Below are 26,097 nucleotides of genomic sequence, written 5' to 3' on the forward strand. Positions count from 1 at the left end.
CAGGAGTCCGAGGACCTTATGACCGTCGACGTCGACGTCACCCAGGAAACCGAGGCGAAGAAGGGGAGCTCCCTCAAGTCGATCGCCGTCGCCTGGGCCCGGCGCCTGTTGCTCGTCGTCGTCGTCGCGGGTGCGGTCTGGACGCTCTCCCGCAACTGGAACACCGTCTGGGACACCCTCAAGACGTTGCCGTGGGGCAGTGTCCTGCTGTCCGAGCTGTCGGTGATGGTCGGCATCGGGATCGGCGTCATGGCCTGGCGCACGCTGGTCGAAGATCTCGGCCCACACGTCGGGGTGTTCCGCTGCGCGCAGATCAACCTGGTCGGGTCGCTGGGCAAGTACGTGCCCGGCTCGGTGTGGGCGTACCTGCTGCAGATGGAACTGGCCCGCAAGGCCAAGGTCGGCCGGGCCCGGATCTTCACCGCGTCGCTGGTCCAGGTCGGCCTCGCGCTGGTGGCCGCCGCCCTGTTCGGCGTGCTCGCGATGCCGGTGCTGATCGACAAGTTCCCCGGCGCGATCTTCTTCGCCGTACTCCTGCCCGTCGGCCTGCTCGCGCTGCACCCGCGGCTGCTGAACTGGGCGACCAACAAGGTCCTCAAGCTGATCAAGCGCAGCCCGCTGGAGCGGCCGCTGCACTTCCGCATGGTCGGCGAGGCGCTCGGCTTCCAGATCGTGTCGTACTTCTTCTATGGCCTGCACCTGTGGGTCCTGGTCGACGCCGTCGGCGCGGCATCTGGGCTGACCGGCCTGCTGCTGTGCACGGGCGCGATCGCCATCGGGCTCAACGCGGGCATGTTCGTCTTCGTGCTCCCCTCCGGCGCGGGCGTGCGCGACGGCGTCATCGTCGCCGTGCTGCTCAGCGCCCTGCCGTACGGACAGGCGCTGGCCTTCGCGGTCGTGTCCCGGGTGATGTTCCTGATCGCCGACCTGACCACCGCGGGCGTCGCCGCACTGCTCGCCCGCTGGCGCGTGCCGCTTCCCGCGGCCACCGCGTAATTGTGAAGGTTTCCGCTATCCGCTTGTGAATCGGTGAATCGCGGGCATACTCGACCCTGACCACCGCGTGCACTGGGGGCTGGGCTCCGTGCGTGATCACTAGGGGACAATTACATGCAATTACACGGTGCATACCGTGCTGTCTTGGTCGTGGGCGCACTCACCACGACTTTGTTGCTGCCACAGCAGGCCGCGGCACAGCCCGCGAATCCGGCGCCCGTCGCCAAGTCCGCCTCGGCCGAGATCGGCCTGGCAGGCGCGGCGGCCGTCGAGCCGGATGTCCGCGAAGTTCGCACCGCCAAGCCGTTCTCGCTGGTCGGTGTCAAGTGGACCGGCGCGGCCCCGGCCAAGGTCGAACTGCGCCACCGCGAGCCGGACGGCTCCTGGGCGGCGTGGACGACGGTCGACCCGGCCACCGACAGTGCTGACGTCCGGCGCAAGGGCGCGGGCAGCGAACCGATCTGGACCGGCCGCGCCGACACCGTCCAGATCCGCTCGGCCGACGTGGCCAGGCTGACCCTGGTCACCGTCGACCCCGGCGCCGACCCGGCCAAGTCCACGGCCCCGAGCATCCAGGCCACCCCGGACCGACCCGCCGTCGTCACCCGCGCCGAATGGGGCGCCGACGAGAGCCTGATGGGCTGGCCCGCCGAGTACGCCGCGACCACTAAGGCCGTCTCCATCCACCACACGGCGGGCACCAACGACTACACCTGCGCCGAGTCCGCGGGCCTGATCCGCGCCATCTACCGCTACCACGCCGTCGACCTCGACTGGGGCGACATCGGCTACAGCGCACTGGTGGACAAGTGCGGCACCGTGTTCGAGGGCCGCACCGGCGGCCTGCACCTGCCGACCATCGGCGCGCACACCGGCGGCTTCAACACCTTCGTCTTCGGCATCTCCATGCTGGGCACCTTCACCACGGAGCGGCCCAGCGACGCCCAGCACGAGTCGGTCTCGCGGATCGCCGCGTGGAAACTCGGCGGCAGCTACCGCAACCCGCTGGGCACCACCCAGCTGACCTCGAAGGGCGGCGGCACCGCCCGCTGGCCCGCGGGCACCACGGTCACCCTCCCGGTGATCTTCGGCCACCGCGACAGCGGCCTCACCGAGTGCCCCGGCGACCTCGGCTACGCCAACCTGGGCAACATCCGCAACCGGGTGGCCACGCTGATCAACGAGGCGAACACCTGGAACTCCCCGATCTACCAGAAGTGGAACGCGGCGGGCGGCGACAACAGCTTCTACGGCGGCGTCTACGCGCTGGAGTCCACGTTCAGGGACGGCAGGGCCACCACTTTCGGATCAGGCAACATCGCGATCGCCTCGCATCCGGCGTACGGCACGCACTGGCTGTCCGGCGCTGTGTTGGCCAAGTGGCACTCGGACGCGTGGCTCGGCTGGCCGCGAGGAGATCAAGCGTCCACTCCGAACTATGGCTCCCTCGCTGTGGTGGTGCCCTTCTCGGAGGGAACCCGTGTCTACTACAGCGATGCGCACAGGATCACCCTGTTGCCCGCCTCGCTGGTCTCGTACTACGACGCGGGCGGCGGGTCCGCCAAGTTCGGCGTGCCGATGTACCAAGCCGAGACGATACCGGGGTCGACCACACTCACTCAGCAATACGCCGCGGGGTGGGAGATCTATGTGGCAGCCGGCCGGGGACCATTGTCCGTCGGACCGCCGATCCGGCTGCATTTCCATGGGCTCGGGGGCAGCATGGCGTTCGGGTATCCGATCGGCGAACAGCAGCCGATAGCGGGCGGCGGCGTGACCCAAACCTTCGACCGGGCCACCATCACCTGCACGGCAGCCGGAGTGTGCTCCGGCGCTGAGCCGGGCCGAGCCGCGATCATCCAGAAGCACAACGAGATGGGCGGCGGTGTTCTGGCCGACCCTATCCTGGAGACCTCGGATGGCGGTCGGTACGTGACCTTCATGAAGTGGGGTGTCGAGGTCGCGATCACCTGGCATCCCAGCGTCGGCGCGCACTGGTTCTCCGGGAGGGTCTATTGGAAGTGGCGAGACGGCGGTTATGAGCGCTTCGGTCCCGCCGTGGCCGACCAGGCCGCGATTGGGTATGTCGGAGCGGCGGCCGCGTTCACCAAGGGTGACTCGATCTACTTCTCCGAAGCCAGCGGGGCGCACGCGATCTCCGGGCTGGTGCGGCAGAAGTACTGGGAACTGGGTCACACCACCGGAATCGCGGGTTACCCGACCAGCGACGTCACCGACGTGGGGGACGGTGGACAATTTGCCGACTTCCAGAACATGGTCAGCATCTACGCCTCGTCGTCGACCGGTGGCCACTGGATCTCCGGTGCGCTGCGCCAGCGGTACCGCGACGGGGGCGGCGCCGCCGCGCTCGGGCTGCCGACCTCGGACCAGTACGCCACCAGCGGTCCGTCCGGTGAGTCCGGTTTGTACATCCTTTTCGGACCGAACCGGGTCATCCTGTGGACCGCGTCGACCGGCGCCAAGTTGGTGAACGACGGGTTCCTCGCCAAACTGCGCGCGGGCGGCGACGTCGCGGTGTTCGGGTTCCCCGGCTACGAGGTCCTGCCGATCACCGACACCACGGCTCGTTTCCAGCAGTTCGCCCGTGCGACGGTTTTCGAACGCGGGACGACCTACACCACCCTGGGCTGGGGATTGCGCGACACCTGGTGGGCGCGCGGCGGTGCCGGTGGCGCATTGGGGCTGCCGACTTCCGACGCCGCTTTCAACAATGGCGTCTGGCGGCAGAGCTTCGACCGTGGCACAGTGCAGTGCACTAACCGTGACGCGGCGAACACTTGTCAGGTAACGGTAACCGGGTGACATTTCGCGCGGGGCTCGCTTATCGGTGTGCGGGCCCCGCGCGTTACCACTTTTCCAAAACCAGCGTCAGAGCGTTATTGGTGCGACGCTGAAAGTTCATGGTGATCTCCGGATTCTTCGGGCATACTTGCGAAGTATTTCTCGCACGCGGCCTCTGGGTGGGTCTCACGGCCGCTCTTCTATTGGGGGACCTTGTATGGGTTCTAACCGTCCTATTCGGGCTGCCTTCGTGGCGGCGCTGGCGGCGGGTTCGGTCGTCCTGACCGCGCTGCCGGCGGTGGCGCAGGAGGCCCCGGCCGCCCCGTCCACTTCGGACTCCACGACCGCCGTCGCGCCCGCTGCGCCGGTCGAGCAGGCCGCGCCGGTCGAGCAGCAGGCACCCGCGGCTCCGGCCGCTGACGAGCCGGACGCGGGCACGCTCGCGATCCAGCAGAAGTACGCCACGTTCGGCGAGAGCGGCCCGCTCTCGGAGATCACCACCGCGGCCGACGGCGGCAAGTTCGCCAGCTTCGCCAAGTGGGGCACCACGGTCGTCATCACGTGGAACTCCACCCACGGCGCGCACTGGTTCTCCGGTGCCATCGCGGCCAAGTGGAGCGCGGCGGGCGGCGCGGATGTCTACGGCTACGCCGTCGCCGACCAGGGTCAGACCATCGGCAGGCCGGGTGCCGCCGCGGGCTTCGACAAGGGCTTCTCGGTCTACTACAGCGACTCCACCGGCGCGCACACGCTCTCCGGCGAGGTCCGCCTGAAGTACTGGGCGCTGGGCCACACCGCGGGCTCGTTCGGCTTCCCGCAGACCGACAACCTGGTGCTCCCGCCCAGCGACAACAACGTCGCGGGCGAGTTCGCGCAGTTCCAGGGCCAGGTCTCGATCTTCGACCCGAGCAACGGCCCGGCGGTCTGGATCTCCGGCGCGCTGCGCCAGAAGTTCTGGAACGCGGGCAGCATCGCGGGTCTGGGCTACCCGGTCTCCGACCAGGCGTTCCACTTCAACCGCCAGGGCTACACCGTCGAGCTGCCCAAGGGCCGCACGATCTACTGGACCGGCCAGACCGGCGCCACCCTCCTCGAGGACGGCCCCGTCAAGGCCAAGTACCTGTCGATGGGCGGCACCGAGAGCAACTTCGGCTTCCCGGAGACCGACGTCCTCGACCTCCCCAGCGTGTCGGGCAAGTTCGCCCAGTTCCAGGGCCAGGTCAGCATCTTCTGGTCCGAGCCGACCGGTGCGCACTGGATCTCCGGCGCGCTGCGCCAGCGGTTCTGGAACAACGGCAGCATCGGCCACTTCGGCCTGCCGACCTCCGACCAGCATGTCACCGGTGACATCTGGGGCAACGGCGGTCTCTACATCCTCTTCGGTGCCGACAAGGCCATCCTGTGGAACGCCCAGGTCGGTGCCTTCGAGGTGGCGGGCAACTTCCTGGCCCGCCTGCGCGCCGACGGCGACGTCAAGTACTACGGCTTCCCGAACACCGAGCGCATCCCGCTGCCCGGCCGGTCGACCTTCCAGCAGTTCGCGCACGCGTCGATCTTCGACACCGCGTACGGCCCGCTGACCGTCGGCTGGGTCATGCGTGAGGGCTGGTGGATCCTCGGCGGCTACACCGGTTTCCTCGGTATGCCGAAGGCCAATGAGTACTACCCGTACGACAACTTCGTCGTGCAGCAGTTCGAGGGCGGATACCTCTACTGCGACTTCCGTTCGTCCAACCCCGACGACAACTACTGCGACTGGGAATACGGCACCGCGCCGTGGTCGCAGTCCGCGGTGAACTCGACGGCGGCGGCGGACAAGAAGGCCCCGGCGGCCTCCGTGCGTGAGGGTCACTTCGTGATCCGCGCGGGCGAGCGCGGCTGATTCACTCCTTGATATCGGTGCGGGCTCGGCGGTTCTCCGCCGGGCCCGTACCGGTGTTCTGGGTTCTACTAGGGATCTCGCGCCCAGCAGCGGCGCGCTCCCGTTCTCGGAGGGCGATGTCATGCGCGTGGGCGCATTCCGCACGGTGAAGATCGTCGCGCTGGTCGCGGCCATGATGGCGGGCGGCGTGGCCACGGCCACCGCGCAGGACCAAGGCACCGCGGCCATCCAGCAGAAGTACGCGGAACTCGGCGGCGGCGGCCCGCTCGGCGACTGGGCGGACCTGCCCGGTGGCGGCAAGGTCGCGCGGTTCGCCAAGTGGGGCACCACGGTAGCGATCACCTGGACGTCGGGCTGGGGCGCGCACTGGTTCTCCGGCAACATCCTCGCCAAGTGGCAGCCGACCTTCGGCGCGGCGGTCGCCGACCAGGGCCCCACCGTTGGCAGGCCCGGCGCGGCCGCGGGCTACGCCAACGGCGTCTCGATCTACTACAGCGACAGCACCGGCGCGCACGCGCTGTCCGGCCCGGTCCGGCAGAAGTACTGGGAGATGGGGCACACAGCGGGGTCGTTCGGTTTCCCCGAGACCGACGTGCTGCCCGTCGAGGGCGGCACGTTCGCCCAGTTCCAAGGCATGGTCAGCATCTTCGCCAAGGACAGCGCGCCTGCGCACTGGATCTCCGGCGCGCTGCGACAGAAGTTCTGGGACGGTGGCAGCCTCGGTGTGCTCGGTTTCCCGGCCAGTGACCAGGTCGGCACCCCGGGGCGATCCGGATACATGATCGACTTTCCGGGCGGCCAGGGCATCTTCTGGTCGGCGGGTACCGGTGCGGCGCTGCTCGACGCGCCCGCCAGGCAGAAGTATCTCGAACTCGGTGGCACCGCAGGTGTCTTCGGCTTCCCGATCACCGACACCGTCGCCGTCGCGGGCGGCACCCGGACGAAGTTCCAGGGCACAGTGGAGATCCTGTGGTCGGAGTCGACCGGCGCGCACTGGCTGTCCGGCGCACTCGCGGCGCTTTATTGGAACAGCCTCGGCGGCACCGACAAGCTCGGCTTCCCGACCTCAGACCAGCTGCCGACCTCCGGGCCCAACGGGCTCTACGTACTTTTCGGACCCTCCGCGGTGATCCTCTGGGGCGCCGCGACCGGTGCCCAGTTCGTGCACGACGGATTCCTGGAGCGGCTGCGCGCCGACGGCGACGTTGCCGCCTACGGCCTGCCGAACACCGGCGTGCTCGACCTCAGCGGCCGGGAAGGCTGGGCTTTCCAGCAGTTCGGCTCCGCGTCGATTTTTCAGGGCCCCGACGGCACCCCGCTCACGGTCGGCTGGAACATCCGGTCGACCTGGTGGCAGCTCAAGGGATACACCGGGGCGCTCGGACTGCCCGTCGAGAACCAGCGTGACCTGGGCAATCGCGTCGAGCAGCGGTTCGAGGGCGGCCTGGCGGGCTGCTACTACGGCGAGCAGAACGCCTGCTACTGGTCGCCATTCGCCTGACCAAGCCATGCCGCCGAGTAGCCGGGGACCTGTGACGGGGTCGCCGGCTTCTTGGTTCATGAAGGGTCCATCTGGTACGAGTACGGTCTGAGGAGAGTGGTCCCCATGTCGGTACATCGGTTGTGTGCCCGCGCCATGGCCGTGCTCGCCCTGGTGACCCTGGGCGTGGCGGCCCCGATGACGGCCAGTGCCCAGGAATCCGCCGTGCCCGGGGCCGTCACCGCCGAAACCGGCGCCGACGCGATCCGGGCCAAGTACAACGCGCTCGGCGGTGGGTCGCCGCTGGAGGGCCCGACCGTGCAGTCCGACGGGACGCTGACCGGGTTCTTCCGCAAGTGGAACACCAGAGTCGCGATCACCTGGCACCCCGACCACGGCGCGCACTGGTTCTCCGGCGCGATCGAGGCCCGCTGGGAGGCCGACCTCGCCGCCGCGCCCAACGGCGCCGCCCTCGCCGACCAGGGCAGCACAGCGGGCAGGCCGGGCGCCGCCGCCGCGTTCGTCAACGGCACATCGATCTACTACAGCGACGGCACCGGAGCGCACGTGCTCTCCGGCGCCGTGCGCGCCAAGTACTGGGCGCTGGGGGCCACCGCCAGCACCTTCGGCTTCCCGATCACCGACGTGGGCCGCACCACCGGCGCGGCGGGCAGCCACGCCGACTTCGACGGCGCGGTCACCATCCACGCCAAGGACGGCGGCCGGGGCCTGTGGTTCAGCGGCGAGCTGCGCAAGCGCTTCCATGAACTCGGCGGCTACGCCGCGCTCGGCTTCCCGACCACCGACCAGGCCGCCACCCCCAACGGCGGGTGGTTCTTCGACATGGGCCCCGACCGCTCGATGTACTGGTCAACCGAGACCGGCGCGCGGGTGCTCTCCGGGTCGGTGCACGCCAAGTACCTGGAGTTCAACTCGGTCAAGGGTCCCTTCGGGCTCCCGATCACCGACCTGCTGACCACCCCCGGCCACCCAGGTGAGTTCGCCCAGTTCCAGAACGCGGTCAGCATCTTCTGGTCCAAGCCGACGGGCGCGCACTGGATCTCCGGGGCGCTGCGGCAGGAGTTCTGGGACAACGGCAGCCTGTCCGGGCTCGGCTTCCCGACCTCCGACCAGCTGCCCACGGCCGGGGTCAGCGGCCTGTATGTCCTCTTCGGTGCCGACAAAGCGATCATCTGGGGCAGCGACAGTGGCGCCCACCTGGTCAAGGGCGCCATCCTCGCCAAACTGCGCGCCGACGGCGATGTCGCCGTCGACGGGCTGCCCGAGTACGACGAGATGGACCTCGACGGGACCCGCCGGTTCCAGCAGTTCCGGCAGGCATCGATCTTCACGGTGCCCACGGGCGGCGCGCTCACCGTCCGCGGCGTGATCCGGGCCGAGTGGTGGCGCCAGGGCGGCTGGACCGGCAGGCTCGGCCTGCCGGTCGCCGACGAGATCCGCAGGTCCGACGTGGTGACCCAGCAGTTCGCAGGTGGACGCATCGAGTGCCGGAGCGCTCGATGCGTCGCGATGTTCCCCTGACCCGCGACTGACTCAGTGCGCGGTGGTCGTCTCCGGGCGAGCGGTCACCGCGCCGGTGTGGGCCGCGTTCGTGGCCGGGACACCGCTGTCGTGCACCGCGCGCAGGATGAACACCGGGCGCCTGCGGGCGTCGTCACCGGCCCGCCAGGTGTACTCGCCGAGGCCGCCGAACACCGACAGTTGCAGCCCCGCGAAGAAGAACACCGCCGAGAGCACCAGCAGCCACCCCACCGGCGCGGTCCACGAGATCAGCGCGACGAGCAGGGTCGCCAGTGTGCCGAGGATCCCGACCAGACCGATCCCCAGGCCCATCAGGAACGTGATCAGGAACGGCGCCGACGAGAACTCCACAAAGGAGTCGATCACCAGGCGGATCTTCTTCTTGTTGGTCCACTTGCTCTTGCCCGCCGGGCGGGGCAGCTGCTCGAAGTAGATCGAGGTCTGCGTGAAGCCGGTCCAGGCGACCATGCCCATGACGTTGCGGTTGCGCTCGGGCATCTGGTTGACCACGTCGATGACCGCGCGCGAGATCAGGGCCTGCGATGGGCCCTCCTGCGGGAACGTCGGGCCGTCGGCCATGCGGGTGAAGACCACCGAGAACTTGCGCGACATCCAGTTCGCGACGCCCTTGGGCACCGCGCGGGTCTGCCGCAGGCCCCACACGATGTCGTTGCCCGCCTGCCAGGCGTCGATGAACCGGCCGATGGCCTCCACCGGCTCCTGCAGGTCGGTGCTGACGGTGATCGCCGCGTCGCCGCGGCTGAGCGCCAGGCCCGCGGTGATGGCCGCGTGCGAGCCGAAGTTGCGCGACAGCGTCGCGACCCTGGCCACGTCGCCATCGCGCAGCGCGCCCTTGACGATCTCGGCGGTGTTGTCGACCGAGCCGTCGTCGACCACCACCAGCTCGAAGTCCATGTCCGGCCGGTAGGCCCGGATCTCCCGGAAGAACCCGACCAGCCCGACGGCGTTGTCGGCCTCGTTGAACGCCGGGGCCAGGATGGTCACCAGCGGGCGGCGGGACTGGGTGGTCCCGTTCACGGGCAGCTCTGGCGTGGTCACGGGCGAACGCCCCCTTCTGCGGAGTTCATGGTGCCGATCGGCTGCGGCGCGCGGTCGAGGTCGGCGAGGTCTGCGGCGGATGTGTTGTCGAGCTCGGTCGGGGCGTCCGGGGTGTGGCCGCGGCGCCTGCGCAGCAGCCAGGGGACCACGGCCAGGCCCAGGGTCAGGGTGCCGCCCGCGACGTAGCCCGCGACGCCCGCGGTGAAGCCGGGCGGGGTCCACTTCAGCTCGATCTCGCCGCTGGTGACGCCCTTGGGCAGGGGCACCTCGACCAGTCCGGCGAACCCGGTGCCGACCGGCACGTCGGTGCCGTTCACGGTTGCGGTGTAGCCGGGCCAGTTGAGTCGGGCGAAGGTCAGCTTGGCTTCGCCGTCGGCGCTGTCGCGGGTGAAGCGCACCTTCTCGTCGATCCGGTCGGTCTTCGCGTCGGAGTCGATGGTGACACCGTCGGGGACGTGGGAGAGCCTGCCGTCGGGGAAGCGCGGCGGGTCGGTGCGCTTCCAGACGGTGGTCAGGCCGCTGTCCTCGTCCTCGACGGAGCGGTGCCAGCCCGGCGGCGCCGTCCAGTTGGCGGTGTTGATCAGGGCGTTCTGGACCACGACGGTCCTGGCGTTGATCAGGTCGGCGAAGGTCGCCCCGTCGTAGCCGGGGACGGTTCGGAACATGCGGTTCCACGCGTCGGGGCAGGTCGTCGAGCCCTCGTACTGCGCGCACAGCTTCTCGTCGAGCAAGGTGTAGCCGATGCCGCTGTAGGCGGTCGTGCTCTCGACGCCCGCGACGCTGTAGAGGTTGCCCCACAGCATGTCCTGGTAGGCCTTGTCCGGCAGCAGGCTGCCGGGGGGCACCTTGTAGAGGTCGGCGATCTGCACCGTGAGGCCGTCGTACTTGGCGAACCGCTCCTCGATCAGCGCGCGGCTGTTGGGGAACTGGTAGTTGTTGACGTTGTACCAGCCGGGGAACCAGGTGACCTGCAGCGCGAGCACGATCAGCGTGCCGACCGCGAACACCGCGTAGCCCAGCCTGCTGATCACGTCGAAGCGCACCAGCGCGGCGACCAGGACGATCACGACCAGAGCGCCCAGCGCGTGCCGGTGGGCGTGCATCGGCACGTCCGACCAGGCCAGGTAGGCGCCGAAGCCGATGATGCCGACCGAGCCGAACGCCCGCCGCTTCCAGTGCGTGCGGTCCAGACCCGCGCTGGCCATGATCACGAACAGCAGCCCGACCGCGAACCACATGAAGTCGATCAGCCGCAGCGGCCAGCGGAACATCCACACCTGCGACGGGCCCAGCATCAGCAGCAGGTAGATCGCGCCGAAGAGGTAGATGGCCGACAGGCTGCGCCAGCGGTCGCGCAGCACCCGCCAGCGCAGCCACGGCAGCAGGGGCAGCACGAACCATGCCAGGTACATCACCGGGACGGTCAGGTACGGCACGTTGAAGTTGACGATGTAGGGCTGGAATGTCGGCGTGCTCATCCCCATGAAGTCGGTCAGCGTGGGGGCGAGGAACTCGTCGTTGTAGGTCCTGCTGCCCGCGCGGTAGCCGACGTGCGAGGTCAGCAGCAGCGGCAGGTAGACCAGCACGCTCATCATCAGGACCGCGACGCCGGACAGCACCAGGCCAACGATCTTCGGGCGCTTTCCCGACACCCACGCCTCGACCATCACGCCGAGGAAGACGAAACCAGTGCTGAGCAGGCCATACGGGTTGCCGAGCGAGCAGCACAGGTACCCGGCGACCACGACCCAGACCAGCGAGCCGCCCTGGTGCAGCACCCGGCGGGCGGTCCACCACAGCCACGGCGTGAACGCGGTCAGGATCAGCGCGTTGACCCACGCGGTGCCGTCGACGAACAGCGAGTACCCGGCCAGCGGCAGCGCCGCGCCCAGCGTGGCGGCCAGGGTCGGGCGCACGCCGTAGCCGCGGGCCAGCAGGTAGCTGCCGCCCGCCATCACCATCATGAAGAACGTCTTGGCGAGCGTGATCGCGATCGCCATGTTGTCGATGTAGTACGTGCCGATCGCGACCGCGACGACGACCGGGTTCCACATGCCGCCGACACCCTCGGCGGCGAAGTTGCCGCCGCGCCACATCTCCAGCTCCAGCAGCGGGATGCGGCCCTTGGTGACCGACTCGGCCATCTGCAGCCAGTTCGGCAGACCAGCCGCCGCGGTGTCGTCCCACAGGTAGAAGATGTGGTTCCGGATCAGCGGTAACGCCGCGCCGACGCCCACCACCGCGAGCATCAGCAGCGGCGGCAGCCAGCGGGGAAACCCGCGCCGACCGGCGGTGGAGTCGGGCGTGACGGTGTCGGCAGGCCCGGTCGTACCCACGCTCATGTGCGGAACCATTTCAGCTCGTTGCGGGTCTGGGATCCGCGACCGAAGCCGTCTTCCCGATCGGGTGACGGCTGGTGCACAGAACAGTCGAACACGGTACAGACGTAGACTCCTGGCCCGGTTGTCAACCCCCGTTGTTCCGGCCCCGGCCCGAGGAGTCCCCGCGTGAACCAGATCCATCCTTCCGCGCTCGTCGGTGCCGGTGTCGAGCTGGGCACCAATGTCACCGTCGGACCGGGCGCGGTGCTGCTCGGCCCGCTGGTCGTCGGCGACGACTGCTGGATCGGCCCCGGCTGCGTCATCGGCACCCCGCCGGAGATCAGCAGCCTGCGGCACAACCGGGCCTGGGACGGCGACCTCGACCACATCGGCGTCGAGATCGGCCCGCGGACCGTCGTGCGCGAGTTGACGACCATCCACCAGGGCAGCTACCGCCGGACCCGGATCGGCGCCGACTGCTGGCTGCTCAACCGCGTCTACGTCGCCCACGACGGCCTGATCGGCGACGGTGTGACGCTGTCGGCCGGGGTCAGCGTCGGCGGCCACGCGCAGATCGGCGACAAGGTCAACATCGGCATGAACGCGGTGCTGCACCAGCGCCGCGTCGTGGGTCCGGGCGCCATGGTGGGCATGGGCACCGCGGTCACCCGCGACGTGCCGCCGTTCGCGATGGCCTACGGCAACCCGGTGCGCCTGCGCGGGGTGAACTCGGTCGGGATGAGCCGCGCCGGGGTCGACGACGAGTCGATCGCGCTGCTCAGCGCCGAGTACGCGCGCAACGCGGTGCCCGCCGAGGTTCCCGCGCCGCTGGCCGCCGCCTTTGCCTGGTGGACGGCCGCCGAGCCCGCCCGGCCGCTCGCGGGCACCGCCGCGCACGCCTGACCAACCACACCAAGTCGGCGTTGCCAATCCCCGAACGGGTAAACTGCGGGGGCTCAGCGCGCGCCGTGTCGGCGTGCGCCAACCCGCGACCCCCTCGAGAGACGTGACGGACAAGCCTGATCTTCCCAAGCTTCCCCCGGCGTTCGAGCTCCTGGACGAGAGCGGCGTCGGTCTGGCCAACGGTGATGGTCTGCTCGACGCACGGGAGCGCGCTCTCGTCGTGGGCGCGGCCAACTTCCAGGCCATGACCCGGCCCGGCCGGACCATTCGCCTCACCGTGCTGCGCGGCCCGTCGGGCAGCCTGCCCTCGCTCACCGACGAGCAGACGGCCAGCATCGAGTGGCCGGACGACCGCGAGGTCGTCGGCTCGGTCGTCTTCCGCAGCCTGGTGCACACCACCGCGGCCGGGGTCGACTCCGACGGCCTCGTCGACTTGGTCGTCGACGTCGGCGGCGGCGAGCAGACCGCGTCGGCCTACCACCAGCTGCCCGGCATCAAGGGCGCGGTGCGCCGGGCCGTGCGGTTCACCGTGCCGGTGCAGTTCGACGCTCTGCGCCAGTTCCGCACCGACCTCGTCGAGCGCAAGGCCCGCTCGCAGAGCCTGCCGCGCAAGGCTGGTGTCAGCGTCGATCGCGGTGCCGCCGCGATCGAGCAGGGCAAGACCCCGGCGGTGCTGTTCGGCATCCACTGGCTCGAACTCGGCGGCGCCGAGCGGTGGGCGCTGGAGACGGTCCAGCTGGCCAAGGACGCGGGCCTGACGCCGGTCGTCATCACCGACCGGCCGTCGAGCCACCCGTGGATCACCCGCCCCGAGTTCGACGGCGCGGTGATCGTCCCGCTCACCCACCCGCTGGCCCCGGACAGCGAGTCGACGCTGCTCAACGGCATCCTGTCGATGTTCGACGTGCGCGGCGTGCACGTGCACCACTGCACGTGGCTCTACGAGCGGCTGCCGTGGCTCAAGGCGATCCGGCCGGACATCCCGGTCGTCGACTCGCTGCACATCCTGGAGTGGCGCACCGGCGGCTTTGTCGACATCTCCGTGCGGATGTCCAACGTCATCGACAAGCACCACGTGATCTCGCCGCAGCTGCGCGACTACCTGGTCGGCAAGCAGAACCTCGACAAGGACAAGGTCGCCCTGGCCACCCTGGCCAACCTGACCGTCCGCGGCGACTCGCCCGCGCCCACGGTGCCCGACGGCCCGTTCACGGTGGCCTTCGTCGGCCGGTTCACCCAGCAGAAGCGGCCGTACCTGTTCGTCAAGCTCGCCGCCGAACTCAAGCGCTCCGCCCCGGGCGAGGTCCGGTTCATCATGCACGGCGACGGCGAGCTGTCCGGCGAGGTGCACGGCCTGCGGTCCCGGCTCGGCCTCGCCGACGTGCTGGAGATCCGCGGCCCGGACCGCCCGGTGCCGCAGACCCTGGCCGAAGCCGACGTGCTGGTGATCTCCTCCGACAACGAGGGGCTCACCCTGACCTCGTTCGAGGCGTCCGCCGCGGGTGTGCCGGTCGTGTCCGCCGACGTCGGCTCGCAGGCCTCGCTGATCGCCGACGACCTGCTCTGCCCGCGCCACCCCTACCCGTTCATCCGCACCGCGGCCGACCGGATCGGCACCATGATGACCTCGCCGCAGCGGCGCGAGGCCTGGCTCGCCGAGCAGCGGACGAAGTCGATCGCGTTCGCGGCCCTGCCCGACGCCCGGTCGTGGATCCGCGACCTCTACGAAGGATGGATGCAGTGAGTTCTGTCGCCGCCGTTGTCGTCACGTACAACCGCAAGGACAAGCTGACGACGGTCCTCGACCACGTGCTGGCCCAGACGCTGCGCCCGGCGTGGGTCGTGGTGGTCGACAACGCCTCGACCGACGGCACCGCCGAGGTCCTGGCCGACTACGTCAGGCGCGACGACCGGGTGGTCGTGGTCAGCCTCGACACCAACACCGGCGGCGCGGGCGGCTTCGCCACCGGCATGGCCCGCGGCTACGAACTCGGCGCCGACTTCGTCTGGATCATGGACGACGACTGCTACCCGAACGAGGACGCGCTCGAAGAACTGGTCAACGGCCACGCCAAGGCCGAGGCCACCCTGGGCACCCAGCTGCCGTACGCGTGTTCGCTGGTCAAGTACATCGACGGCAACATCTGCGAGATGAACAACCCGGGCACCACCTGGGACTGGGGCAGGCTCATCTCCAAGGGCGAGCAGAGCGTGCTGGTCACCCACTGCTCGTTCGTCTCGGTGCTGTTCCCGCGCTGGACGCTGACCCGCTTCGGCCTGCCGCTCAAGGAGTACTTCATCTGGTTCGACGACCAGGAGTACACCATTCGGGTCACCAAGGACGCCCCCGGCGTCCAGGTGCTCAGCAGCGTCGTCGTGCACGACATGGGCGTCAACCGGGGCGTCAACTTCGGTGACGTCACCCCGGCCAACATCTGGAAGTTCGAGTACGGCGCCCGCAACGAGGCCTCGTTCCGCCTGCACCACGAGAACCCGGTGGCCTTCGCCAAGTTCCTCGCGCGCATGGTCGCGGGCCTGCGTGGCGGCGGCGTGGCCTGGCCGCTGCGGATCCGCCTGCTCAAGAAGGTCGTCGAAGGCATGCGCTTCAACCCGAAGCCGGACTTCCCCCGCTCGGTGCTCTGAGCCGGAAACGCCGAACGGGCCACTCTCCGAGGAGAGTGGCCCGTTCTGGTTTGCGAGCTAAGCTCAGATGGCGCGAACGCCAGTGGCCTGCGGGCCCTTCTGGCCCTGGCCGATCTCGAACTCCACGCGGGCGTTCTCGTCCAGGCTCTTGAAGCCCGAACCCTGGATCTCCGAGTAGTGAACGAAGACGTCAGCGCCGCCGTCGTCCGGCTGGATGAAGCCGAAGCCCTTTTCGGAGTTGAACCACTTCACTGTGCCCTGTGCCACGTCTATCTCCTCAACAGGTACCGCTAAAGCACACACGGACGTGCGCGCCCTGGTCGGTTTCAGACGGCGACTTCTCCGGCTTGACCTGGAGGAAAACCGCGCGCCCGCAACGATCTCTTGCGAGCGTGATCTAACACGTACTCAAGAAAACTTACGACCTCACACAGTCAACCACAGACCACGGGTGCCGCGCACGTGTGCCGCGACACCGGGTCGGGGGTTGCGGCGCTACCCCTGCTGGGAGACGCTTTGACTGTGAGCGAGCTCGCCAGCCAGAAATCCGGGATCGAGAACACCGAATCCATCGCGCTAGACCTCGACGAAGCAGGCGTATCGGTCGACCTGCCCCGCCCCGAACACCGAGGCGATCAAGTACAGGGCGTGCCCTACCGCCCCGTCGAGTTCCGCGACGACGATCTGCCAACGGCCCTGGAGCGGGCCGCGTCGTGGTTGCGAAGTACACAGCAGTGGCTCGGTGAACCGGTGGACGTCATCGCCATCCATCTCGACTACGACGACGGCGAGGGATCGCCGTACTACGACGTCAAGCTCCTCTGCAACGAGGAAGACCTCGCGGGCGCGCCGATCGCCCTGCGGGAGCAGGCCGCCAAGACAGTGAGCGGCTAGTGGCCGAGCTCGTCTATCCGCCAGTGGTGCTGGCGGCGAAGACCCTGTTCCGGGTCATGGACTACAAACTGGACGTCCAGGGCGTCGAGCACATCCCCGCCACCGGCGGCGCGGTCATCGCGTGCAACCACGTCAGCTACCTGGACTTCATCTTCTGCGGCTTCGGCGCCCAGCCCGCCAAGCGCCTGGTCCGGTTCATGGCCAAACAGGAGATCTTCCGCAACAAGATCGCAGGCCCCCTGATGCGCGGCATGCACCACATCTCGGTGGATCGATCGGCGGGCCAGGCCTCCTACCAGGAAGCCGTCGCCAGACTCCGCGACGGCCAAGTCGTCGGCGTCTTCCCCGAGGCCACGATCAGCCAGTCCTTCACCGTCAAGGAAATCAAAACGGGCGCGGTCCGGATGGCGGCCGAAGCAGGCGTCCCCATTGTCCCGATGGCACTGTGGGGCACCCAGCGCTTATGGACCAAGGGAAGGCCCAAGGACCTCAAACAGCGCCACATCCCCATCCTCATCCGCGCGGGCGAGTCGCTCTCGGTCAGCCTGGAGGACGACCTTGAGGAACGCACGGTCGAACTGCGGACCCGGATGACGGAACTGCTCGACCGAGTCCAGAAGGACTACCCGGACACCCCCGCGACCGACGCGGACTCCTGGTGGCTCCCCAAGCACTTGGGCGGCGCGGCCCCGACCCCTGAGGAAGCGGCCCTGTTGGACAAGAAGCGCCCCGAGTAGGACGCGGAGGCCCCCGAGCCGCACGGCTGGGGGCCGTCCACATCACGCCCAGGACAGCGTCCAGCGATCCACATCGGCCAAGCTATCGGCCGAACTGTCCACATGGGCCAAGCTCGGCTGTCGGCCGAGCTATCCACATCGGCCGAGCTATCCACAGCCAGCCCTCGCCAACTCTGTTGATCTTGCAGCGCCGATAGACTGGAGCAGGGCAGCCCCCCAGGGCGGGTGGGGGGCGTCCTCGTGTGGTCGAGGTCTTAGAACCAGCGTTCCAACACCAGCGCGAGGCCGTCCTCGTCGTGGGCAGCGGTCACCTCGTCAGCAGCCGCCACCACCAACTTGTGCGCGTTCGCCATCGCCACCCCGTGCCCCGCCCACCGAAGCATCTCGATGTCATTCGGCATGTCACCGAACGCCACGACGTCAGTAGCGGCAACCCCCGCCCACGAAGCAACCTCAGCCAGCCCCAACGCTTTCGTCACCCCAGGCGCCGAGATCTCGATCAGCCCGCTGTTCGTCGAGAACGTCACGTCCACCGCGTCCCCAAGCAGCTCCCGAGCCGCCATCGCCATCTCCGTGCTGGTCATTTTCTCGTGCCTGACCAGCAGTTTCGTCGCGGGCTTGCCCAACACCTCAGCCCGCGGCCGATAGTTCGTCTCCGCATCGCCCCACGGATTTCGAAACCCGGGTTCAGTGGCGAAGGTGATCCCACCGTCATACGGCCCGACCACCGCCCACTCGGTCGCGAGATGCGTGTCAGTGAGCACCGACTGCAATGTGTGAGCAATATCGTGCAGCAGCATCGGCTCCAGCCCATGCACGCTCACCACGGCAGACGCGGCGATGTCATAGATGATCGCGCCGTTCGCGCACACCGCGTACCCCGACAGCCCGGCCAGTGAGGCGACCGGCGGGATCCACCGCGGCGGTCGGCCCGTGACCAGCACGAACGGGGTGTCCGACGCCAGGATCCGGTTGATGACCGAGGCGGTCCGCGGGCTCAGGTCGTTGTCGGTGGTCAGCAGGGTGCCGTCGATGTCGGAGGCGATGAGCAGCGGTTTCTCCACACGCCCATCTTCCATGACGCCGTCGGCCACTCCACGTCATTTGCGGTGACGCAAGTGGGAACTGTCGGCGGCAAACGCTAGGTTCGATCTGTGCGAGTTGGCATCGTCATCCTTCCCGAGCACCGCTGGTGGGCCGCCGAGCCGCGTTGGCGGGCGGCCGAGACCTACGGCTTCGACCACGCCTGGACCTACGACCACCTCGGCTGGCGCACGCTGGTCGACGGGCCGTGGTTCGACTCCATGGCCACCCTGACCGCCGCCGCGATGGTCACCGACACCCTGCGCCTCGGCACTCTGGTGGCGTCGCCGCACTTCCGGCACCCGGTGTCCTTCGCCAGGCAGGTCCTGTCGGTCGACGACATCTCCGATGGCCGGTTCATGCTCGGCCTAGGTTCCGGCGCCACCGGCAAGGGCGGCTACGACCGCTCGGTCATGGGCGAGGAGGAGATCACGCCCCGGCAGGTCACGGCCCGGTTCGGCGAGTTCGTCGAGCTGATGTCCGACGTGCTCACCAAGCCGGTCACCGACCACGATGGCGAGTACTACACCGCCGTCCAGGCCCGCAACCACCCCGGCTGCGTGCAGAAGCCCCGCGTGCCGTTCCTCATCGGCGCCGACGGTCCGAAGGCGATGGGGATCGCCGCGCGGTTTGGGCAGGGCTGGATCACCCTCGGCGGCAAGGACGCCGCCGACCTCGGCGACTGGTGGCGCGGGGTCGCCGAGCGCACCGACCGGTTCGACCAGATCCTCGCCGACCAGGGGCGCGACCGGACGTCGGTCGACCGCTACCTGAGCCTGGACGCGTCGCCGCTGTTCTCGCTGGAGAGCGTCGAGGCCTTCCGCGACCACGCAGGCAGGGCCGCCGAGCTGGGCTTCACCGACATCGTGACGCACTGGCCCAGGCCCGACGGCGTCTACGCGGGCCGCGAGAGCGTGCTCGAGGCTGTCGCCGCCGACGTGCTGCCCGGATTGGGCGGCCGAGCCGGTGATCGAAACTCGACGCCGCCGAGCAACGACCCCGAGGCCCCGCGCGTCCATCATGGCGAGGCAGGCAGTTCGGAGGGGTAGTTCCACAGGGGACGTGGGCCCCGGCGCCGCGGGGAGCGGTGCCGGGGCCCACTCATGTGACGGATTACACACAGGTAACCTGGGCTCTCGTGAGCGACTCCGCGAAAAGCACTGAAAACTTCGGCGGCTATGACCTGATCGTGGTCGGGTCCGGCTTCTTCGGCCTGACGATCGCCGAGCGCACGGCCACCCAACTGGGCAAGCGCGTGCTTGTGCTCGACCGGCGGCCGCACATCGGTGGCAACGCCTACTCCGAGCCCGAGCCGGAGACCGGCATCGAGGTCCACAAGTACGGCGCGCACTTGTTCCACACCTCCAACAAGCGGGTGTGGGACTACGTCACCCAGTTCACCGAGTTCACCGACTACCAGCACCGGGTGTTCGCGCGGTACCAGGGCCAGGTCTACGCGTTCCCGATGAACCTCGCGCTGATCAACAACTTCTTCGGCAAGTCGTTCACCCCGGACGAGGCCAAGGCGCTCATCGCCGAGCAGGCCTCGGAGATCAACACCGAGGACGCGCAGAACCTCGAGGAGAAGGCGATCTCGCTGATCGGTCGCCCGCTGTACGAGGCGTTCATCCGCGGCTACACCGCAAAGCAGTGGCAGACCGACCCGAAGGAACTCGGCGCGGGCATCATCACCCGCCTGCCGGTCCGCTACAACTTCAACAACCGGTACTTCAACGACACCTACGAGGGTCTGCCGGTCAACGGCTACACCGCGTGGCTGGAGAAGATGGCCGAGCACGAGAACATCGACGTGCGGCTCGACACCGACTACTTCGACGTGCGCGACCAGATCCCGGCGGGCACCCCGACGGTCTACACCGGCCCCGTCGACCGGTACTTCGACTTCTCCGCGGGCGAGTTGGGCTGGCGCACCCTCGACTTCGAGACCGAGGTCGTGCCCACCGGTGACTTCCAGGGAACCTCCGTCATGAACTACAACGACGAGGACGTTCCGTTCACCCGGATCCATGAGTTCCGTCACTTCCACCCGGAGCGGACGGACTACCCGGCGGACAAGACGGTCATCGTCCGCGAGTACTCCCGCTTCGCCGAGTCCGGCGACGAGCCGTACTACCCGATCAACACCCCGGAAGACCGCGAGAAGCTGGCCAAGTACCGGGAACTGGCCAAGGCCGAGGCGGCCGGGAAGAACATCATTTTCGGGGGTCGGCTGGGCACCTACCAGTACCTCGACATGCACATGGCGATCGGCTCGGCACTCTCCGTGTTCGAAAACAAGATCGCTCCGCACCTGACCGAGGGTGCTCCGCTCGACGGTTCACTGGACGGTTAGAAACATCGAGGCGTCGCCTCCCGATCTGGTGAGAAGAAGCCCGATCGGGAGGTACTCGAAGTGGACAACAACGCATCCGTGGTGGGGCGTGAGACCGCCGCACTGAGCCGGGTGCAGGGCGCCATCGGCCGCGGGCCGGTGGTGAAGGCAGCCCGAGGGTTGTCCCTGTTCGGTGAACACAGCGCGGGCTGGTTCGCGCTCGGCCTGGTCGGCGCCGCCGTCGACCGCCGCAGGCGCCGCGACTGGCTCGCGGCCTCGGCGGGCGTCGTGGCGGCCCACGCCGCGTCCATCGCGGTCAAGCGGGTCGTCCGGCGCCCTCGCCCGGACGACCCCTCGGTCCGCGTGCTGGTGTCGACGCCGAGCAAGCTGAGCTTCCCGTCGTCACACGCCACCTCCACCACCGCGGCGGCCGTGCTGTTCTCCGGCCTCACCGGCCGCAGGCTGGTCCCGCTGCTCGTGCCGCCGATGCTGCTCTCCCGCCTGGTCCTGGGCGTGCACTACCCGACCGATGTCGTCGCGGGCTCCGTGCTCGGCGCGGTCGTCGGCGGCCTCCTGCGACGCAAGCTGAGGTCCCGATGACCACTTCGGCGATCAAGACAACGGAGTCGAACGTGCTGGTCGGGCTTCTGCGGACGGCGCGGCCACGCCAATGGGTGAAGAACGTCCTGGTGCTCGCCGCACCCTTCGCGGCCAACCGCATCCTCGACCGCGACGTCCTGACCGACGCCGCCATCGCCTTCGTCGCGTTCTGCCTGGTGTCTTCGGCGGTCTATCTGGTCAACGACGCCGTCGACGTCGAGGCCGACCGCGCCCACCCGACCAAGCGCAACCGCCCCATCGCCGCCGGAATCGTCCCGGTGCCGGTGGCCTACGCGGTCTCGGCGGTCCTGCTGGTCCTGTCACTCGGCGTCGGCATGCTCGCGGGCTGGCCGCTGGTGATCGTGCTGTCGGTCTACGCGGCGGTGCAGCTGGGCTACTGCTTCGGACTCAAGCACCAGCCGGTGATCGACCTGTGCATCGTCGCCTCCGGCTTCCTCCTGCGCGCCATCGCGGGCGGTGTCGCCGCGAGCATCCCGCTGTCCCAGTGGTTCCTGCTGGTCACCGCGTTCGGCTCGCTGTTCATGGTCTCCGGCAAGCGCTACGCCGAAATCACCCTCTTCGAACAAACCGGTGCGAAGATCCGCGCGTCACTGTCGAAGTACTCGTCGAGCTACCTGCGCTTCGTCTGGGCCACCTCGGCGGCCATCATGATCACCACGTACTGCCTGTGGGCCTTCGAGATCCGCGAACGCAGCCCCCACAACTCCATCTGGGCCGTCATCTCCATCGTCCCCTTCGTCATAGCCGTCCTCCGCTACGCCGTCGACATCGACCACGGCGGCGCCGGAGAGCCAGAAGACATCGCCCTCAAAGACCGAGCCCTCCAAGTCCTCGGCGCCAGCTGGGTCATCTGCCTGGGACTTTCGGTTTATCTCTAATCACCCACCCGCACGGCCTCAAAGCAGCTCCTGGCCACCCAATCCGGGGCTTTCAAGGTCGCTAGACCTTCCCCGTTCCTTCGCCCATGCCATCCCTAACTCGAGTCCGACGGGGTCAAGGGTCGGCTTGCCGATCGCGCAGCGACGCCGCAGGCGCCCTTGAGGCCGTCGGACTCGAGTTAGACCCTTGATGGCGAAGGGACCCCGCACTCCCATCCCGGACGAGCCGACCTAGCGCCACCCAACAAACCGCCGGGAAACCCAGTCCCGGGCCAGTTGGGTGCGGTCGTTCTTCATGCCAGCAGTCTCCCTCGGTAGACGTTGACGTAGCGGCGCGGCGTGGCGTGCGGATACGGGATGAGTCGGCGCACGGTTCCGGTCCCGGCCGCCTGCTCGAACCCCCAGCAAGCCGCGCGGTCCCGGTCGGCCCATTCGTGGAAGATCGTCACGTGGCGCGCGTCGAGGAGGATGTCGCCCGCGAGCAGGTCGTCCTGGCCGATCATCGTGCTGATCTCGGCGAGGCCGACGGTGTCGACACCACCGCGGCGGTCCGGCAGGCCCCAAGCCATTGAGACGTAGCCCCAGCAGTCGGTGCGGTAGATGCCGAACTCGTTCTGGTGGAACTTGGTCGTGCTGTGCGCGACCGACGGACGCAGCCAGCTCTCCGCGCGTTCGATGATCTCGCTGCGGCGGATCCCGGTGTCGGCCATGTCCTGCGGCTTCCGTTCTTCTCGTTTCCCTGACACGAGAAGAATCGAGGTCGCGCCTGCAAGCGGCCTCTAGCCCGGCTTCAGGACCCCGGCTCGTCCGGCGCCGCGTCTATAGATCGCCTATAAGGCGCCTGCACGATCGCCAACCAGTCCGCCGGGGTCAGGTCGGCCAGCTCCGCGAGCTCGCGCGCGCCGGTCTGGGCGAACAGCGCCCGGGCCGCGGCCCAGTGTTCGGCGGCCGCGGCGGGGTCGGCGGCGGCCAGGTCGCGCAGGGTCCGGCCGCGCCACAGCGGCAGGCCCAGTTCGGTCCACTTCGCCAGGGCGTCGCCGAGTAGCTCGCGGGCCCGGTCGAGGTCGCCGAGCGCGAGATGCAGTTCCCCCAGGGTGCGGGTGGTCAGCGCGACGCCGAAGCGGTCGCACTGCAGCCCGCAGGTCCGCACGTCGGCCGCGAGGGTGGACTCGACCTCGGTGATCACCCCGGCGCGGATGCTGGCCTTGGCCCACGACTGTCGGGCGTAGACCGCGCCGAGCTGGTCGCCCACGGTCAGCAGCAGCGCCACGGCCTCGGCGCTCAGCGCGGCGGCTTGCGCGTACTCGCCCGCGGCCCGGTGGCACAGACTGAGCCCGCGCAGCCCCAGCGCGGCCCCGCGCGCGTCGTCGGTCGCCTGGTACAGCTCGACGCAGCGGCGGAATTCCTCGGCCGCGGCGTCGAGGTCGCCGTGGTCGCGGCTGATCGCGCCGAGCCCGTAGCGGGCGGCGGCGATGACGGCGTGGTCGCCGCTCGACTCCGCCAGCTCGGCCGCGGCGGCCAGCGTGCCGCGCGCGGCGGCGAAGTCGGCCTGCTCGCGCTGGACGGTGCCGACGCCGATCAGGGCGATCGCCTTGGTCGTGTCGTCCCCGATGGCCTCGGCGTGGCCGAGGGCCTCGGTGAAGTGCGTCAGCGCGGTCGGGAAGTCGTCCTTCTCGTAGTAGAGCTGCCCGAGTCCGGTCAGCACGACCGCCTCGGCCTGCCGGTCGTGGTTGCAGCGGGCCGCCGACAGCGCGACCTCATGGGTGCGCTGCCAGCCGTCGAATTCGTTGCGGGCGGCGAACGGGGAACTCAGCAGCGAGGTGATGAGCAGCGTGGTCATCCCATCGATGCCCAACTCATGCGCCCGTTCCACCGCGCGCACCACCGCGCCGGTCTCGGACTTGAGCCAGTCGGTCGGGTCTGCCTCGGTCTCCTCGATGAGCCGCGGGTCGACCTCGATGTTGGACGCCAGCGATGGGCGCAGACCCAACGTGACCCGCGGCAGCTTGCGGGACCCGGCCTCGACCAGCGCCATCCACGTGGCCAGCGTGCGCGATACCGCGGCGGCGACCAGGTCGGACGGCTCGTCGGCGGCGGCGTGCTCGGCCCCGAACAGCTGCACGAGGTCGTGGAAGCGGTAGCGGACCCGGCCGATGCTGTCGACCCCGGCCACGTCCAGCAGCCGCAGGTCGACCAACTGCTCGACGATGTCCTCGGCCTCCTCCAGCGACACGTCGAGCAGCGGGGCGGCCAGCCACCAGCCGAAGTCGGGCAGGTCGAGCAGGCACAGCAGGTGGAACGCGCGGCGCTGCTGGTCGTCCAGCTCGGCGTAGTTGAGCCGCAGGCTGGAGCGGATCGCGAGGTCGCCCATGGCCAGCTCGTCGAGCCTGCGGTGCTCGTCGGACAGGCGCGCGGCCAGCGACTTCAGCGGCCAGTGCGGCCGGGCCAGCAGCTTGGCCGCCGCGGCCCGGATGGCCAGCGGGATGCCGCCGCACAGGTCGGCGATCCGCTCGGCCTGCGCCAGCTGGGTGTCCACCCGCTCCGCACCGATGATCTTGCGCAGCATCTCGACGCTGGCCTCGGTGCCGAAGAAGTCCAGCTCGACGGGCTCGGCCCCTGCGAGCCCGGTCAGCCGGGAGCGGCTGGTCACGATGACCAGGCTGGTGCCGTCGCCGGGCAGCAGGGGGCGGACCTGCTGCTCCTCGCGGGCGTTGTCGAGCACGATGACGAGCCGCCTGCCCGACACGGTGCGCCGGTACAACTCGATCCGGTCGTCGAGGTCGGCGGGCAGCTCGGGCCCGGCGACGCCGAACGCGCCGAGGAAGCGGCCCAGCACCTCGAAGGCGCCCAGGTCGCGGTCGGAGCCCCGCAGGTCGGCGAAGAGCTGGCCGTCGGGGTAGCGCTCCCGCAGCCGGTGCGCCGCGTGGATGGCCAGCGCCGACTTGCCCGCGCCGCCGAACCCGGAGACGACCACGGTCGACGCGGACGTGCCCGCGTCCTTGGTCGCGAAGTCCAGCACCGTGGCCAGGGACTCGTCGCGGCCGGTGAAGTCGCCGATGTCGGGCGGCAGGTTGCGCGGCACGACCACCGGCTCGGCCAGGAACCCGGGCGCGCCGACCGGGACCGGCGCGGCGACGGGGGAGTGCGCGCGCTGCGACGGGACGTTCATCGGTCGCAGCGTGCCATCCAGAATGGCCGCGTGCAGCTCGCGCAGCTTCTCCCCTGGCTCCAGGCCGAGTTCGTCGAGCAGGTGGGTGCGCCCCTCGCGGTAGACCGCCAGCGCGTCGGCCTGCCTGCCGGTCTCGTGCAGCGCCCGCATCAGTAGCCCGCGGGTCTCCTCCCGCAACGGGTGGGCGGCGACGATCCCGCGCAGCCGTTCGGCGACCTCCTCGGCCCGGCCATCGGCCAGCTGACACCGACCGAGCCCGTCCTCGGCGCCCAGCCGCTGCTGTTCGAGCCCGTCGGCCCGCCGCCGCGCGAACCCGGCGTCGACCCCGCCGAACGGATGCCCCCGCCACAGCCCGAGCGCCGCGGCGTAGTGCCCGGCCGCGTCCCCGGAGTCCGCCGCCCGCTCAGCCTGCCGAGCCGAGTCCAGCGCGCGTTCGAACAACCCGAGATCACTGTCGTCGTCGGCGATGTCGAGCAGATACCCGGGCGCCCGGGTGGCCAGCACCTCTTTGCGCCCCGCGTCGGCCAGGCCGCGTCGCAGCAGGGAGATGTAGGTGTGCACCAGCGCCGTGGCCGACTGCGGCGGCCGCTCATCCCAGATCAGGTCCACCAGCCGGTCGATGGAGACCACCTGCCGCGGCTGCGTCACCAGCGCGGCCAGCAGCGCCTTCGGCTTGGGCCCACCCAGGTTGACGGCCGCGTCCCCGGTTCTGACTTCGACCGGTCCCAACACCAAGATCCGCACGGCTTCCCCCC

At 69.4% G+C, this 26,097-nt stretch carries 20 protein-coding genes; 14 read left to right on the plus strand and 6 right to left on the minus strand.

Annotation, left to right across the window (positions count from 1 at the left end; genetic code table 11):
- The first annotated feature begins 18 nt into the window (after positions 1 to 18).
- From BN1701_RS27420 to BN1701_RS27440, 5 genes are all read left to right on the plus strand, one after another.
- On the plus strand, positions 19 to 996 hold the full coding sequence (locus BN1701_RS27420; protein WP_054053544.1) for a lysylphosphatidylglycerol synthase domain-containing protein: 978 nt from the start codon (positions 19 to 21) through the stop codon (positions 994 to 996).
- 150 nt (positions 997 to 1,146) lie between these two features.
- Entirely contained in the window at positions 1,147 to 3,819 is a 2,673-nt protein-coding gene (locus BN1701_RS27425; protein WP_231949931.1) for an N-acetylmuramoyl-L-alanine amidase, read from the plus strand.
- Between the two features lie 196 nt (positions 3,820 to 4,015).
- Positions 4,016 to 5,680 (plus strand): LGFP repeat-containing protein, encoded by a 1,665-nt coding sequence (locus BN1701_RS27430; protein ID WP_082860088.1) that lies wholly within the window; start codon positions 4,016 to 4,018, stop codon positions 5,678 to 5,680.
- 121 nt (positions 5,681 to 5,801) lie between these two features.
- A complete protein-coding gene (locus BN1701_RS27435) occupies positions 5,802 to 7,181 on the plus strand; it encodes an LGFP repeat-containing protein (RefSeq protein WP_054053549.1) in 1,380 nt (459 codons plus the stop codon).
- Between the two features lie 105 nt (positions 7,182 to 7,286).
- The gene (locus BN1701_RS27440; RefSeq protein WP_082860089.1) at positions 7,287 to 8,702 is read left to right on the plus strand and encodes an LGFP repeat-containing protein; all 1,416 of its coding nucleotides are present in this window, start codon (positions 7,287 to 7,289) and stop codon (positions 8,700 to 8,702) included.
- A gap of 12 nt (positions 8,703 to 8,714) precedes the next feature.
- Here BN1701_RS27440 and BN1701_RS36575 read toward each other — a convergent pair whose 3' ends face one another.
- Together BN1701_RS36575 and BN1701_RS36580 are read right to left on the minus strand one after the other, a co-directional pair.
- A complete protein-coding gene (locus BN1701_RS36575; RefSeq protein ID WP_054053553.1) occupies positions 8,715 to 9,761 on the minus strand; it encodes a glycosyltransferase family 2 protein in 1,047 nt (348 codons plus the stop codon).
- Positions 9,758 to 12,103, minus strand: coding sequence for a hypothetical protein (locus BN1701_RS36580; RefSeq protein WP_172803333.1), 2,346 nt, complete (start codon positions 12,101 to 12,103; stop codon positions 9,758 to 9,760). Before BN1701_RS36580 ends, BN1701_RS36575 begins: the two co-directional genes overlap by 4 nt.
- Positions 12,104 to 12,268: 165 nt before the next feature.
- On the opposite strand from BN1701_RS36580, the gene BN1701_RS27455 reads away from it, so the two are divergent.
- From BN1701_RS27455 to BN1701_RS27465, 3 genes are all read left to right on the plus strand, one after another.
- Positions 12,269 to 12,985 carry a DapH/DapD/GlmU-related protein gene (locus tag BN1701_RS27455; protein ID WP_054053557.1) on the plus strand — a complete coding sequence of 239 codons (717 nt, stop codon included), beginning with the start codon at positions 12,269 to 12,271 and terminating at the stop codon, positions 12,983 to 12,985.
- Between the two features lie 103 nt (positions 12,986 to 13,088).
- Complete coding sequence (locus BN1701_RS27460) at positions 13,089 to 14,729, plus strand: glycosyltransferase (protein ID WP_231949727.1); 1,641 nt, start codon at positions 13,089 to 13,091, stop codon at positions 14,727 to 14,729.
- Entirely contained in the window at positions 14,717 to 15,628 is a 912-nt protein-coding gene (locus BN1701_RS27465) for a glycosyltransferase (RefSeq protein WP_231949728.1), read from the plus strand. Before BN1701_RS27460 ends, BN1701_RS27465 begins: the two co-directional genes overlap by 13 nt.
- A gap of 63 nt (positions 15,629 to 15,691) precedes the next feature.
- Here BN1701_RS27465 and BN1701_RS27470 read toward each other — a convergent pair whose 3' ends face one another.
- Entirely contained in the window at positions 15,692 to 15,895 is a 204-nt protein-coding gene (locus BN1701_RS27470; protein WP_054053561.1) for a cold-shock protein, read from the minus strand.
- A 255-nt stretch (positions 15,896 to 16,150) separates the two neighbouring features.
- Here BN1701_RS27470 and BN1701_RS27475 point away from each other — a divergent pair, with 255 nt between their 5' ends.
- Complete coding sequence (locus BN1701_RS27475) at positions 16,151 to 16,522, plus strand: hypothetical protein (RefSeq protein WP_231949729.1); 372 nt, start codon at positions 16,151 to 16,153, stop codon at positions 16,520 to 16,522.
- Entirely contained in the window at positions 16,522 to 17,259 is a 738-nt protein-coding gene (locus BN1701_RS27480) for a 1-acyl-sn-glycerol-3-phosphate acyltransferase (RefSeq protein WP_054053564.1), read from the plus strand. Before BN1701_RS27475 ends, BN1701_RS27480 begins: the two co-directional genes overlap by 1 nt.
- Before the next feature lie 254 nt (positions 17,260 to 17,513).
- On the opposite strand, the gene BN1701_RS27485 is transcribed toward BN1701_RS27480, so the two are convergent.
- Positions 17,514 to 18,323, minus strand: coding sequence for a Cof-type HAD-IIB family hydrolase (locus BN1701_RS27485; RefSeq protein WP_054053565.1), 810 nt, complete (start codon positions 18,321 to 18,323; stop codon positions 17,514 to 17,516).
- A 90-nt stretch (positions 18,324 to 18,413) separates the two neighbouring features.
- On the opposite strand from BN1701_RS27485, the gene BN1701_RS27490 reads away from it, so the two are divergent.
- The 4 genes from BN1701_RS27490 to BN1701_RS27505 all read left to right on the plus strand — a co-directional run bounded on the left by BN1701_RS27490 (position 18,414) and on the right by BN1701_RS27505 (position 22,173).
- Entirely contained in the window at positions 18,414 to 19,391 is a 978-nt protein-coding gene (locus tag BN1701_RS27490) for an LLM class flavin-dependent oxidoreductase (protein WP_054053567.1), read from the plus strand.
- A gap of 89 nt (positions 19,392 to 19,480) precedes the next feature.
- A complete protein-coding gene (gene glf, locus BN1701_RS27495) occupies positions 19,481 to 20,695 on the plus strand; it encodes a UDP-galactopyranose mutase (RefSeq protein ID WP_054053569.1) in 1,215 nt (404 codons plus the stop codon).
- A 78-nt stretch (positions 20,696 to 20,773) separates the two neighbouring features.
- Positions 20,774 to 21,274: a phosphatase PAP2 family protein gene (locus BN1701_RS27500; protein ID WP_369800682.1), complete on the plus strand. Its 501-nt coding sequence runs from the start codon at positions 20,774 to 20,776 to the stop codon at positions 21,272 to 21,274.
- Entirely contained in the window at positions 21,271 to 22,173 is a 903-nt protein-coding gene (locus BN1701_RS27505; protein WP_054053574.1) for a decaprenyl-phosphate phosphoribosyltransferase, read from the plus strand. The genes BN1701_RS27500 and BN1701_RS27505 overlap by 4 nt, the downstream gene beginning before the upstream one ends.
- 293 nt (positions 22,174 to 22,466) lie before the next feature.
- On the opposite strand, the gene BN1701_RS27510 is transcribed toward BN1701_RS27505, so the two are convergent.
- Positions 22,467 to 22,883, minus strand: coding sequence for a hypothetical protein (locus BN1701_RS27510; protein WP_054053575.1), 417 nt, complete (start codon positions 22,881 to 22,883; stop codon positions 22,467 to 22,469).
- Between the two features lie 80 nt (positions 22,884 to 22,963).
- Positions 22,964 to 26,086 carry an AfsR/SARP family transcriptional regulator gene (locus BN1701_RS27515; RefSeq protein ID WP_054053577.1) on the minus strand — a complete coding sequence of 1,041 codons (3,123 nt, stop codon included), beginning with the start codon at positions 26,084 to 26,086 and terminating at the stop codon, positions 22,964 to 22,966.
- Positions 26,087 to 26,097: the final 11 nt, after the last annotated feature.

It is taken from the genome of Alloactinosynnema sp. L-07 (genome assembly GCF_900070365.1).
Taxonomy (GTDB): domain Bacteria; phylum Actinomycetota; class Actinomycetes; order Mycobacteriales; family Pseudonocardiaceae; genus Actinokineospora.